9 protein-coding genes are annotated in these 14214 nt (G+C 46.7%); 4 read left to right on the top strand and 5 right to left on the bottom strand.

Going from position 1 to position 14214, the window contains the following annotated elements; all coding sequences use genetic code 11:
* The first annotated feature begins 17 nt into the window (after nt 1-17).
* Nucleotides 18-974, top strand: a complete 957-nt coding sequence (locus VIC_RS22240; protein WP_006962619.1) for an AEC family transporter — start codon at nt 18-20, stop codon at nt 972-974.
* On the opposite strand, the gene VIC_RS22245 is transcribed toward VIC_RS22240, so the two are convergent.
* The 5 genes from VIC_RS22245 to VIC_RS22265 are packed head-to-tail and all read right to left on the bottom strand — an operon-like array spanning nt 948 to nt 8690.
* A complete protein-coding gene (locus VIC_RS22245; RefSeq protein ID WP_039952516.1) occupies nt 948-2234 on the bottom strand; it encodes a sensor histidine kinase in 1287 nt (428 codons plus the stop codon). The genes VIC_RS22240 and VIC_RS22245 overlap by 27 nt on opposite strands.
* A complete protein-coding gene (locus tag VIC_RS22250) occupies nt 2231-2914 on the bottom strand; it encodes a response regulator transcription factor (RefSeq protein ID WP_006962621.1) in 684 nt (227 codons plus the stop codon). The genes VIC_RS22245 and VIC_RS22250 overlap by 4 nt, the downstream gene beginning before the upstream one ends.
* Before the next feature lie 40 nt (nt 2915-2954).
* Entirely contained in the window at nt 2955-6116 is a 3162-nt protein-coding gene (locus VIC_RS22255; RefSeq protein WP_006962622.1) for an efflux RND transporter permease subunit, read from the bottom strand.
* Nucleotide 6117: 1 nt separating this feature from the next.
* Nucleotides 6118-7302, bottom strand: coding sequence for an efflux RND transporter periplasmic adaptor subunit (locus VIC_RS22260; RefSeq protein ID WP_006962623.1), 1185 nt, complete (start codon nt 7300-7302; stop codon nt 6118-6120).
* Nucleotides 7299-8690, bottom strand: coding sequence for a TolC family protein (locus VIC_RS22265; RefSeq protein ID WP_006962624.1), 1392 nt, complete (start codon nt 8688-8690; stop codon nt 7299-7301). The genes VIC_RS22260 and VIC_RS22265 overlap by 4 nt, the downstream gene beginning before the upstream one ends.
* A gap of 198 nt (nt 8691-8888) precedes the next feature.
* On the opposite strand from VIC_RS22265, the gene VIC_RS22270 reads away from it, so the two are divergent.
* Genes VIC_RS22270 through VIC_RS22280 form a run of 3 tightly spaced genes read left to right on the top strand, consistent with a single transcriptional unit; the run spans nt 8889 to nt 14204 of the window.
* A complete protein-coding gene (locus tag VIC_RS22270; RefSeq protein ID WP_006962625.1) occupies nt 8889-9968 on the top strand; it encodes a cytochrome-c peroxidase in 1080 nt (359 codons plus the stop codon).
* A complete protein-coding gene (locus VIC_RS22275) occupies nt 9961-12321 on the top strand; it encodes an ATP-binding protein (protein WP_006962626.1) in 2361 nt (786 codons plus the stop codon). Before VIC_RS22270 ends, VIC_RS22275 begins: the two co-directional genes overlap by 8 nt.
* A gap of 14 nt (nt 12322-12335) precedes the next feature.
* On the top strand, nt 12336-14204 hold the full coding sequence (locus VIC_RS22280; protein ID WP_006962627.1) for a response regulator: 1869 nt from the start codon (nt 12336-12338) through the stop codon (nt 14202-14204).
* The last annotated feature ends 10 nt before the right edge of the window (nt 14205-14214 follow it).

Here is a 14214-nt window from a genome sequence, read left to right on the forward strand (position 1 = left end):
TCACTTTCAGGGCATGTATGGACGCATTACTTCAGCAATTGAGTTTCTCACTGTCGATTACCGGCCCTATTTGTTTGATGCTGTTGTTAGGTGTGTTTTTCAAACGCATCGGCCTGATTAACGACAATTTCATAGAAGTCGCCTCGAAATTAGTCTTTCAGGTGACCCTGCCAACGATGTTGTTCCTCAGTATTGTCGTATCTGAACATAACTTCACTGCTGCCAGCCGCTTCCTTGGATTTGCCGCGTTTGCGAGCATTACCTTTTTTGTCTTTACCACGGTCTCTGTCGCACTGTTATTCAAGTCTTCCCCTGACAAAGGCGTCATCACCCAAGGTGGCTATCGCGCCAACACGGGCATCATTGGCATTGCTTACGTGGCGAATGCGTTTGGAGAACAAGGGATCGCGCTCGCTGCACTGTATGTCGCCATCACCACTTTCATTTACAACGTTCAGGCGGTTATCTGCTTAGCACCCAAAGGGGGAACGTCCCCCGCCAAAGCCGCTAAAGTGATGCTGAGAACGTTAACCAAGAATCCACTTATCATCGCCATTGTTTCTGGCGTGGTTTTCTATCTGCTTTCTATACCTGTCCCAACGGTCGCCGTCGATGCGGGTAACTATCTGGCGAAAATGACCCTACCACTGGCTTTGTTGTGCACTGGTGGCTCGCTGGATTTAAGTAAAATGAGAAAAGAACAAGGGCCAGCTTGGTTTGCTAGTAGCTACAAGCTTGTACTGGCTCCTCTGCTGATCACCGGTGCCGCCTACTGGTATGGGTTTAGAGGGCTAGAACTTGCGATCCTGTTTTTCATGAACGCCTCACCCGTTGCAGCAGCAAGCTATGTAATGACCCGCTCAATGGGCGGAAACTCAATACTCGCTGCTAACATTGTTGCCATGACGACGGTTATCTCAACTCTCACCTGTACCGCAGGACTAGTTCTACTTGTTAATATTGGGCTGATTTAAGTCAGCGTCATCAGGTAGAGAAAAATGCAGTTCAACACGGCGACCTAAATCGGTTGTGCTATTGTCGTAAAACCAACCGTACTGATTGATCAATCGCTCGGTTAGCTCAAGACCTAAACCAAAGCCCAGCTCCTCTTCTCTGTCGCCTTGGGATACGCTGTGATTGGTGATAACCAGTCGACTTCCAGACTGCTCGATAATCACTTCCCCCTGATAGGTATGCTGAAACGCATTACGAATCAAATTGGTAATGATGATTCGACACAGCCCATGTGGTAATGAATGCTGCGTGGCATCTACTTTGATACTCACTTTGACCTCTTTTCCTTGCAGTAGGTATTCGAGTTCATGATCGATCTGAGTAATGAGGTCACCAATTACGAGATCACTGAATGGCAGTGTCTTGTCTTCTTGTCGGTTGAGCCACAATAGCGTTTCAGTCAAATCTGTCATTGTGTACCCTGCACGCTCAATGCGTTCCAACACTTCAAGCTGCTTATCCTCATCCAACTTCTTGAGGATCATCTTTTTTAGTAGCTCTGAATTGGTACGAGTAACAGCTATAGGCGTTCTTAATTCATGACTGGCATAACCCAAAAAACGCTGCTCTCGTTCAAGGCCTTCCTGTACAGAGCTGAGACTGGATTTAATAATTTCTGCTAATGTGTTGAGCTCACTGTAGTCAAACCCCGGAATTGGCTGGCTGAGCTTTTCTTTGTCCAAGGATTTCGCCCAGTCTTTAAGCTCCTCTACGGGAGTTGAAACACTGCGAATAAAGGCAATAAGTATCAAAGAAAACGCTAAGATTGCAGCGATGGCAACAAACACGATGTAGATAAACTGGGGCATTTCACCCGGAGAAAATTCATTATCGAGAAACAACACCGACGCGTACCTGACGTCTCCTTTGTGCTCCATTTTCATTGCGAAATAGCCCGCTTTAGGCGATTCAATAAGAGGGACTCCGACAACTTTTTTAAGTACTTCATTGAGAACCAGTTCGTTTGGATTCAGGTTATCTTGAATTGGCTGAGGTAAGTCTTGCCATCGTCTTGCCACTGTCAGATCATTGATTTTCACTGGAGTGCTATCCGTCAATTCAACTTGGTACGCCTGCGTTCGCATGAACCCTGTCATAGCCATATCCAAACCTGAAAAGAAGTAACTTACCGCAACACCAGACATCGCTATAATCGTCAACGACCCTGTCAGTAGCATGGCAAACAAAAAATAAAGCCTCAGGCTACGTCTTATCTTCATTGAAAACTCTCTTTTTTCAATGCAAAGCCACGTCCTGTGATCGTATGAATCAATTTGGTTTCAAAACGGCTATCGACGGCTTTTCTCAGATTAAACATGTGCACCTTTAGGCTATTACTGTCTGGTTGCTCATCTCCCCACACACTCTGCATCAATTTTTCACGAGAGACAGTATTTGGACTCGCCCTAACCAACGTTTCAAGTAGCTTGAATCCGATTGGCGAGAGCTTTAATGACTCACTAGATCGGGTGGCGGTCTGAGTCTGCAAGTCAACTTCGAGATCGGAAACAGAAAGCTTAGTGACTTGCCCGCTGCGCCGACGAGACAAAACCTGCGCTCGAATAATCAGCTCTTCCATAGCAAAAGGCTTCACTAAATAGTCATCCGCTCCTTTCGAAAAGCCTGTTAACTTGTCATCAAGGGTATCTTTTGCCGTCAACATCAGAACAGGCACGTCAATCCCTTGCTCTCTGAGCCTTGCACACACTTCCAGGCCATTCATTTTTGGCAAGTTCAAATCTAGAATCACCGTGTCGTACTGGCCTTGTTGAATCAGGTTTAATCCGGACAAGCCATTTGCAGCGTGGTCACACTGAATGTCTTCCAGAGCGAGGTAGTCAACAATCGCCTTAGCTAAATCCAGATCATCTTCGACCAGTAACAGCTGCAAGTTTTCCATGACTACCTCTTACTCTATGAAACTACTATTAATTTAGACGTTAAACGCTTTGAGCGAGCTTTTTCTCACCCAACACCGCTGCCTTCATTTTGTTAAGACCATTATGAATATCACATTGGATCAGTAGAAGTGATGGGGTCAGCACCAATGTAATCATTGTCGCGAACAAAATACCGTAGCCTAATGCAGCGGCAGCTGGAATTAGGAACTGTGCTTGCATCGAGGTTTCGCTCAGCAATGGTGCCAAACCAGCAAAGGTCGTGACTGAAGTCAGCAACACTGCCCTGAGTCTGCTGCTGCATGACTCAACAATCGCTTCACTCACCGGAACGTTATGCTTTCGCGTCAGTTCATTGAAGCGTGATACCAGCAATAAGCTGTCATTGACCACGACACCACTCAAGGCAAGGATACCATTTAGCGACAGGATACTGATCGTCAGATCATTCAGCCAGTGACCTAAGATTGCTCCAACTATACCAAACGGAATCGCTACCATAATGATGAGCGGTTGAACGTAAGACTTTAATGGTATCGCCAGCAACGCAAAGATTATTATCAACGCCATAATAAAGGTCGATTGCATCGAATCTGTCGACTCTTGCTGCTGCTCCGCTTCCCCAGTAAAGTCAATTTTAAGCGTCGGGTATTCCGATTTAAGCTGTGGAACCAGTGTTTTCTCCAACTGAGCCACCAGCTCATTCGACGACACCACATCTTTATCTACCACCGCAGTCAAATAAACAGCACGTAAGTTGTCGATACGTGTAATTTCCGCTTGCTGATAGTCGGAATAGACATTCGCGACCGATAACATTGGAACTACTTTTCCATCTGGAGTGCGGACACTCGATTGCTGAATATCCGCCAGCGTTTGACGATCACCTTCTGGATAGCGAACTCGAACTTTGACTTCGTCTTTCCCACGCTGGAAGCGCTGAACAATATCACCACCGAAGGATTGTAATACCTGCTTCGCGAGACTCGAAGTATCCATCCCTAGCGCACGTCCCTGCTCGGTCAGCTCAAAACGGTATTGCGGCTCACCAAGATCTAAGTTGTCATCAATTCCGCTCACACCCTGTGTCTGTTCCAGAGCCTGTTTAAATGTATTACCTGCCTGAGTTAGGATCGTGTCGTCGCTAGCTTTGAGCTCCACTTTAAAGTTATCGACCATTTCCATTGAAGAGAGCACTTTAAGCTTCTTCATCCCTTCCATCTGCCCGGACATCTGCAACCACAAGTCAGCAAACTCACCTGAGCTATAAGTCGCATCCGTAGAAAGTTCTACTTGGACGGTTCCAGTGCGGTCTTCATCGGCAATCACCTGAAGGCTAGTAATGTAAGATGCATTCTGATCGTTACTCTCGCTACTCGCTCTCAACTGCTGATCGGCTTTAAGCGCATTGGCTTCCAGTTCAAGAAGATTTGTTCGAGTCTGACCAAAGCTGGAATCGTTATACATACTTATTTCTGCACTAACGGTATCGCCAGCAATATCAGGGAAGAAAGCGATTCTCACCGCTCCGGTCAGTGGCATACCAATCACGAGAGTAAACAGAGCGATAAAGGCCATGACCACAGCATAACGGAACTTTAACGCCTGCTTAATCACCTGTTTGTACACTTTATGATTAAACCACTCTAGCCCATTGTCCGCACCTTGTTGAATGCGGTTCCAGATGCCTTTCTTATCACTTCGATGGGTATTGATATGGGCAAGATGCGACGGAAGAATGAACTTGGATTCAACCAACGATAGTAGCAAACAGATGGTAACCACAGTGGCAAACTGAGCGTAAATCTGGCCCATTTTTCCATCAACCGCCGCAATTGAAAGAAACGCCACAACGGTTGTCAGCACGCCAAATACGGTCGGCGCCGCCACCTTTAATGTTCCGACAATCGTGCTATTGAGCGAGTCACCCTCTTTACGTCGTGTCGAATAAATACTTTCCCCGACGACCACGGCGTCATCTACGACAATTCCCAGTGCCATAATAAAGCCAAACGTGGTCATCTCGTTGATGGTTAAACCGACAAAAGAATCGGTCATAAAGAACAATGTGCCGAAGAATACGAAAGGTAAACTCGCCGCAACCCAAAATGCGACACGAATGTTCAAAAATAGCGCCAGTACGATAAACACTAGAGCAATACCTGTGAGGGCATTTTTGGCCAGAAGAGACAATCGCTCTTTGATCAGCGTACTTTTGTCATACCAAGTCTCAACACTTACGTTGTCAGGCAACAGGTTACTGCTACGCCACTGTTCTACCACTTGTTTGGCTTGTTCTACGATTTGCACAACGTCGCTGTACTCATCCATGACAATCTGAATGCCCATCGAGTTGCTTTGGTTGTATCGGGACAGACTGAAAGTGTCTTCCTCAAAGGTATCCGTAACACGGGCAATATCGCCTAGCGTAATTTGGCTGCCGTCGGAATGGGTGAGAACAGGGATCGCTTTAAAGTCTTCAATCTCGTAAGCCTGCTCAGAGACCTTAAGACGTACTGTTTTCTCATCATTGCGCAAACTGGTTGAAATACTAGTGGATGACTCCGCATTGATCGCATCCGATACATCGGTGAGTGTTAAACCATAGGCTTGCAATCGACTTTCATTGACCTCGACCGAAATCATAGGATCAATTTCCGCTTTAATCTCCAGGTCACGAATGGCGCTTTCGGCTAGCAAATCGGCTTTAAGCTGCTCCGCCAAATCCTGCAATGTAGCGCGGTCTGCGTCGCCATAAAGTTGAACCCATAAAGCGTGGTCCTGCATCCGAGCCTTATCAATCACAGGGTTGTCGGCTTCCGCTGGTAAATTGTTGATGGCATCTACTTTGGTCTTCACGTCAGTCAGCAAAGCATCGAGACTATAGTTGGTCTCTTTTTCGATGGAAACGTGGCTACCCGATGCGCTGGAAGTCGACGTAATGCGTTTTATGCCAGCGACCGTTTCCAGAGCTTCCTCAATCTTTATCGATATCCCCTCTTCTGCCTGGATAGGATCGCCACTGTCATAATTAACGGACACGGTCACAATGTCCGGTTCTAGACTTGGGAAGGCTTCCTTGCGCAATGAATTGACCGAGAGCAGGCCGACGATAATCACCCCTAACATGAGCAGGTTAGCGGCAACCGGATTTTGAGCAAACCAAGCAATCATCCCTTTTGGCGTTTTAGATTGATGCTCCATGTTACCCCTCCTCACTTGGCGAGACTTTCATACCTGGTTTGAAATTACTCAGCGGTCTGACAACCACTTGTGCCCTTTCTTCAGCCAAACTCGGAGTGACGTATACTTTACCATCACGACCAAATAGCTTGCTGGCGTTCGACTTGTGCAGCAAACCCTGCTCATCTACCGTCCAGATTTCGCCCTGCTGAGATATCGCTGACGCTGGCACTTCCCAAAGGCCATTAACTTCAGCTCCACTCAGTGTTGCTTTTACAAAGGTACCCGGGTAAAGAGGCGAGTCGGCTTCGAGAGGTTTATCTACAACCACAACCAGCGAGCGCTGGCGCGTGTCCTGAGTCACGTGTTGAAACTTTCTCTCAACCTGCCCAATCCATTGGTGAGCACCGCTACTGTCAGTCAATGTCACCTGCCAGTCCCCCATATCGTTGGAGGTTGGCAGATTTCCCCATTGCTGCTCTGACAGTGGCACTTCCACTTCAACACGTTCAATACTGTATAAAGTGGCGACTGCGCCGCCCGCACTCAAATAGCTCCCCGGCTGAACATCTCTGCTCACGACTAGCGCCGTAAAAGGCGCACGTATTACCGTGTCTTTTAGGTCTTTTTCTGCTTTGTTTAACGCCTGCTTTGCATTGGCTAATTTTGCTTCAGCGCTGGCGAGTTGAGGCTCTCTAAGGACCAGGGGTGAGCTCGGCTCGCCACTCAGGCCTGATCGCTGCCATTCCGATTTCGCCTGCTCTCCTTCTCGCTGCTCTTCCAACAACTCAAGCTTAGCCGTCGCAACATCAGATTTGGCCTGAGCCAACGCCTGCTGATATGACGTATCATCCAGCTTGGCCAGTATCGTACCTTTGGTGATGACTTTTCCTGTCTCAAAGTCATCAGATAGGCTGATCACTCGGCCACTGATCTCACTGGCATAGTTAAGCTGGTAACGAGATCGAGTTTCACCATAACCCACAACCTGAGCCTGATAGCTGGCACTGGTTGTCATCTGCACTGCAACTTGCTGGAAGTTTAAGCTTTCTTTCACCAATGGTGACTGCAAAGTTTCCGTTGCTTGTTGCTCAGGCTGGCTATTCTCACTCGCCTGAGCCATATGGCTACCGTTATAGCCAATAGCGACAAAGATGCTTCCGGCAGCGACAAGTGTCACCGCTAGAGTGATGGCATTTTTTTTCATGATGATACTCCCAAGCCCAGAGCTAGGCCTAAATCGATTCGGTTTAATAAACGTTGATAAGTGGCATTAACCAGTTGTGCTTCGGTGTCGTAGGTCTGCTGCTGAACGGACAGTAAATTAAAGATGTCGACCAGACCTTTTCGATATTTCTCTTCGTAACTGACAAAGCTACGCTTCGAACTTGTGAAGGCTTGATTAAGATGCAATTGCTGCTGTTCAAGCGAATACTCCTGCCCAACAGCGTTTTCCACTTCATTGATCGCCGTCAGCAAGGTTTCCTGATAAGCCCAATAGCTTTGCTCTGTGGTGAGTTGAGCAATTTCGGCCTGAGATTTAAGCTTTCCGCCCTGAAAAAGTGGCGCCGATAGTTGTCCGAGTAGGCTCCACAATGGATCTGTTAGCAAGGCTTCGCTGGGTGACTGTGCAATATCCGTTAAACTTGCCGTTAGGCTGAACGATGGCAGCATAGCTTTGTAAGCTGCGTCGGTACGAAGGGCTTCAGCTTCGATATTGTAGAAAGCTTGCTGTAGGTCTGGTCGGCCTGCCATATTCTGCTGGGCAAGAGAATCGAGAGGGTTGACGACTTGTGGAAACGTCATCGCTACCTCTGGCTGCTGCAACTCGGGTTGCCATTGCCCGGTTAACAGTTGGAGGCTGCGTCTGCTCTGTTCTAGGTTTTCTTCATACTCAGCGACAGTCGAGCGCGTCGACGCCGTGCTGGTTTTCGCGTTATCTAAATCTTCCAGACTGCCTAAGCCCACCTGATAGCGCTCTAATACCAACACCTCGTTGTTTTCCAATACATCCAGCCTTCTCAGCTCAATATCAAGTAATTGCTGATTGACGCTGATTTCCAACCAATTGCGCATGATATTGGCCGCCAACAAATCTTTTGCTGATTGCAGGCTTGCCTGAGAGGCCGCAACATCTTTTCGTGCTGCCTCGCTGCTATCTGCCAGTTTTTGCCACAGATCCAGCTCCCAGCTCACGGTCACTTCGCCGGTATAGTTGTCGTCGGTATCTTCTTTGGATTGACCTGTAAAGCTGGCATTCGCTGTAGGCAGCTGGTCTGCCACCGTGACTCCTTGCTGAGCATAAGCAATTTTCAGCGCGATCACGCTTTGCTGCAAACTAGGGCTATGAGCAAACGCGGCGTTTAAGTATTGCTCAAGCTCAGGGACAGAGATCAGATCCGTCAGTTGAGTTGGTTGGCTGATGTCTTCAGCCTCAAATGAAAGTTGTCGCTCGGCTATCACCTGTGCTAGCAGTTGCTCAACAGACTGAGCACTATTCTGCTCAGCCTGTGTGGCAAAGTCGGCATCGGTCCCCGTCGCACAGCCCATAACGCCAGCCAGCGTCAGAGCAAGAATGGAATATCGCAATGTCATCGTTGTTATCTCCCGCTAATCTACAAGCACGGTAACAAACGATGGGGTTAACGCCGGGTTAAGGCATTTCCAATACCCCTAAAGTAGTATTCTATACTTCTTTTTGCTTTGACATTGCTTCAAGAATAGTGCGCAACTAGATTTATATTAAGAACAAACTCACGGAAGGTGCTAAGTGCCTGTAAGAGTGGACATAAGATGGAAAAGAAAACGTTATTGTGGATAGGGCTCTTTATTGCAGCTGCTTCAATTGGCCTTCTTCTTTTTGAAGGTTTCAGCTCATCACATTCAAAACACAATGACGCAGAGCATGATCACGCTTCAGAACCCGACCACCATGACTCGCACCAACACGACCATCAACACGGTGAAACCGAACAAAGCCAATACTATGGTTTAGTTTCTCCGATTCCAGAACACCCAAAGTTTAACCGTACTCAAGCCAAGATCGGCTGGGTGCTTTTTCGCGACCCTAATCTTTCCTCAAACAGAAAAGTCAGTTGTGAGAGTTGCCACAATCTGCGCACCAACGGCGCTGAAATGACTGCAGTTTCGACCGGAGTTGAAGGCCTAGGAACCCGTAATTCCCTCACTGTGTTTAATGCCAGCCTGAATTATCGATTTTTCTGGGACGGGCGAGTAAACAGTCTCCATGAGCAGCTCGATGGCCCGATTCATGACCCGGTTGAGATGAACTCAAGTTGGTCCAAGATTACCGAATATGTCAGCCAATCGCCCATTTATCAGCAGTATTTTTCTCAGGCAGAGCTGCCTATAACAGAGCACAATATAAAAACTGCTTTAGTTGAGTTCATGAATGCCCTCAGCACACCAAACTCCCCGTTTGATCGATATTTGGCAGGCAACGAAGATGCCATTAGTCCTGAAGCAAAACTCGGATGGCAAACATTTCAGAAAGAAGGATGTATTCGTTGTCATCAGGGCGCCAACATTGGCGGTGGTATGGTCATGAGGTTCGGATATTTTGGCCAATCAACCACTGGAGAAAACCGTAGCTTAGATAAAGGACGATTCAGGACCACTCAGGATGAAAATGATCTTTACCTCTTTCGCGTAGCGAGTCTAAGAAACGTCGCCCTGACACCCCCCTACTTTCACGATGGAAAAACACAACACCTTTCTGAAGCGATTAAAATCATGGGGGAAAGCCAATTAGGTAAAACATTTGGCGATGAAACCATCGCGCATCTCGAAGCGTTCCTGCATTCGCTAAGTGGTGATAGACCAGCCATTTTGAAGGAGTTTGAAAATGAATAAGATCAAGCTGACCTTCGCAGTGTTTAGTTTACTTTTCCTATCAATGTGTGGATACGTCTATCTGGCTTATGTCGAGCTGACCAAACTCGCGAAGTATGATGATCTGGTTCGTAATTTGGGCCATGAAGTGGTCGAGCTAAAAGATGAAATCGTGGGTGCTTCTATTCGCGGTCTGACCTCACCTTATGAGTTGACGAATCATCTGGTCAGTATCGAGAAAGATATACAGACATTCCATCAACAGCAACAAATAGATTCAGTTCACAGCCCGTTATTCCAACATTTACCAACCGAAGCTCTACTTTTACAGTTTCACCAGTCCGCCCTTGAACTCTCTAAAGCGCTTGATCAAACCATCGGCTTAATCGTCGCCAGAGAATTTGTCCTGCATTCGCTAAAAAACAACCTGACAAAAAATGGCAACTCTGGCCAAGATAATCGGTCACTGGAACAGCTTATTGCCCACATACTCGATCAAAATGCTATTGGCGCTGATGAAGAATTGACCCGTTTTGCACAGACATTTATCCAGCTCAACGCGCAACGAGAAAAGCTACTGTCTCGTATTCTCTCGCATGAAAGCGCGATGTTTGTAGAACAAACCGAACGTGGGCTGTCGGCCGCCTCAGCTCAGCTGAGAGATACCATTTCCCAAGTGTTGTTTGCCATTGCGTTGTTGCTAGTCGTTCTCTCTGGGCTTGGTTTTGTGAGTCGAATTTCAGAATTAAAGCGTAACAACCTAGCTTATCAAGTTGCTACTGAGAATGCTGAAAAAGCTAATGAAGCAAAATCCATATTCCTCGCCACCATGAGCCACGAGCTGCGGACACCCATGAACGGCGTATTAGGTATTGCTCAAATTATCAAAGATGAATCTCAAGAGCTGGAAACCAAGAAGCAAGCTCAGATCCTTATCGACTCCGGTCAACATCTGATGACGATACTCAATGACATACTCGATTTCTCTAAGGTCGAACAAGGAAAACTGGAACTAGAGATTCACCCTTTCTCTATAGGCGAATTAGTACTCAGTCTGGAAAAAACATTAGGCCCTCAAGCGGCAAACAAAGGTTTGAAGTTTGTCATCCAAAATAAAGTGCCAGCCAATATTGAACTGCATGGTGATCCTGCTCGAACCCGACAGATTCTATTTAACTTGGTCGGCAACGCGATTAAATTTACCCAAACTGGCAAAATCGAGGTCGAATTTGCGCTCGACACGTCAATACCACCCAATGTCTGTATGTCCGTCACAGATAGCGGCATAGGAATAGAACGCGAGAAGCTCGACACTATTTTTACTCCATTTGAGCAAGCTGAGCTCTCCACAACGCGTAAATTTGGTGGTACCGGACTTGGTTTATCGATTGTTAAGCGGTTGGTCGAAATGATGGGCGGCAAAGTGTCCGTTTTCAGCCAGCCAAATGTGGGAACACAATTCACCCTCACTATTCCATTTGAACTCAAAGAGTTGGAAATAAGCGAAGCTCAATTGCAACCCTCAGATGAGCTTTCCTTACTTGATAACTTCACCGTTCTGCTGGTCGAAGACAACCGAGTGAATGCTATGGTAGCGAGGAAGTTCTGCGAATCTATGGGACTATTGGTTGATCATGCCAATGACGGGCTTGAGGCAATCAGCCGTCTTAAGCATTCCAATTATGATCTGATCATTATGGATAACCACATGCCAAACATGAATGGTCTGGATGCGATTGAACATATACGTACCAAACTCAGGCTCAGCACCGTCATTTTTGCTTGTACTGCCGACGTATTCAAAGAAGCACACGATGAATTCATCGCCCGAGGCGCCGATTTTGTCCTGACTAAACCTCTACAAAAGAGCAGTCTACAGAACGCATTAAGTCAGTTTTCACGTCAGCTTTCCACCCACCGGGAAGTGGCTGAAGCCGTGAAACAGTTACCTCAAAACGCAAACAACAACATATCGACTCTCATCCGCTTCCCCGTTGATAAGTTGCCGCTTACAGAAGAGGAAGTCTCACAGAGCCCGCTGATCAATCAGCTTGAACTTCAGGATAGAGAAAAAGTTGACTTGCTCGAATCATTAATATTTGAGTTGGATACTAAAACCGACTCTCTGATCGAACTACATTCCAATACAACGCCAACAGAACTTCACGCTATTCTGCATGCCATCAAAGGTATCGCTCTCGAGTTCTCGATGGGAGAAGTTCTCCTGTTGACGAAAAAGACAGAAGACATTGCAAGACAAGGGGAAATTCCTGAAATCGAGCTGCTGCAAAAACTAGTCAACCGACTGATGGTGAATAGCCACGAAGCCAGCCGATTGATAACCCGATTAAATCCGCACAACAAGACTGGCTAAGGTAAAGCAACGTTATGAAATGGACCTTCACGAAAAGTCGATACGAACTACACGCCGTTCTTGCCCTACTCGCAGGATTGTTCTTGTACCTTGATTTAATAATGCCAGCTGAAGTGGCATCAGGCCTCCCCTACATCGCCATAATCCTTCTCTCCATGGCATTGAGAAACCAGCATTCTATCGTTGCTTGGGCGATTATCTGTACCTTACTCACTCTCGTGGGCCATTACGTAACGTCCGCTGGGAACGCTGTTTGGAGTGAGATAGCGAATCGTCTGCTCGCAATTTCTGTAATCTGGGTCGTCACGATAATATCGCTGGCTATCAAGGTTCGAGAGCAGAAGCTATCAAAGCTTGAAACCGAGCTGGTTGTTTCTGATTTTCGTTCAACACAGGGATTTGTCGCAGAGTATGCCCGTGATGCCATTGTGGTAACAGACCCCGAGGGGTACACAACATGGGTCAACGAGGGTTTTGTACAGTTGACGGGTTACCAACTGGACGAGATAAAAGGTAAAAAGCCAGGTGATATTCTTCAAGGTCCCAACACCAATATTAAACAAGTCCAAGCACTGTCAGAAGCTATCAAACAAGCGAAACAAATCGATTGTGAACTGATTAATTACAGCAAAGATGGCACCGAATACTGGATTGACATGTCAATCGTCCCCGTATTCAAGGACGGTACACTCACCCGCTTCGTGGCTGTAGAACGAGATATCACTGAACGAAAACAATTAGAAGAGCAACTTAAGAAAGAGGTTCAACTGGCGAAGTCAGCCATGGAAAACAAGTCGCGCTTCATGCGGCTGATTAATCATGAACTCAAAGTCTATAGCAACAGTGTCGTTATGCCGTTAAAACAAATCGAACGCAGCGATGACCTTTCACAGATCAAATCATTAGCCACTCGACTCAAGCATTCCGGTGATTTACTCCATGCTTCGATCAAACATATTCTCACCCTGTCGACGAAGGATGTGGATTCTCTGGCAAGCAAAGCGGAAGAGATTAAATTGGCCGAGCACTTGCAATCATTGAGCAAAAAGTTAACACCGCTCGCCAACGGTAACGACGTCAACTTCTCTACTCAATTTAACGTCAACGACAGCAAACAATATCTGCTTGATGGGAACTTACTCAACCAAACCGTGTGTTTCTTCGCCCTCACAACGATTAACCAAGCCCCAGGAGGAGACGTTGAAGTGAGCGCAGAAGTGATTGACGATAGAGACTCGGAATCTCTAATTGTACAGATACGTTCTACCGACAAGGGGGTTAGCTGTCGTTTGATGTCTGAACTGCCAGGAAGCCCATTGCAGCGTCATGGATTGATGGAAGGCATCTGTGCCGGCTTCCACAAAGTTGAAGCTCTCATTTGCCAAAACGGTGGAAATATTCAATTAAGTTATACCCCGGAAGGTCACTCACTTATATCAATCAGAGTGCCGCTAACACATACAGAGAAAGAAACACCAGATAAGGCTTCGAACGGTACTCGTATTTTGATCGCGGAAGATAACCAAGTGAATGCACTTATTTTGTCGAAATTCCTCAAAGGGTTGGGGTATTACAATATTGATCGGGCAAAAGACGGGCAGGAAGCCGTAGAGATGGCACTAGCGGGCAATTACCAATACATCTTTATGGATAATCACATGCCACGACTCACTGGGTTAGAAGCGACCAAACTGATTATTCAGTTTCACAATATTCCAACCACAATAATTGCCTGTACGGCTGACACTACTAACACCGCAAGGCAGCAGTTCTATCAGTACGGAGCGAAAGAAGTACTGCTTAAACCCGTTAAAAAAGATGCGCTGTATGCTGCAATGGAAACTTCCTCTCAATCAAATGGCCAAAGTGTTGGAAATGGTTAGCGGCCACAGT

Source organism: Vibrio coralliilyticus ATCC BAA-450 (assembly GCF_000176135.1).
Taxonomy (GTDB): domain Bacteria; phylum Pseudomonadota; class Gammaproteobacteria; order Enterobacterales; family Vibrionaceae; genus Vibrio; species Vibrio coralliilyticus.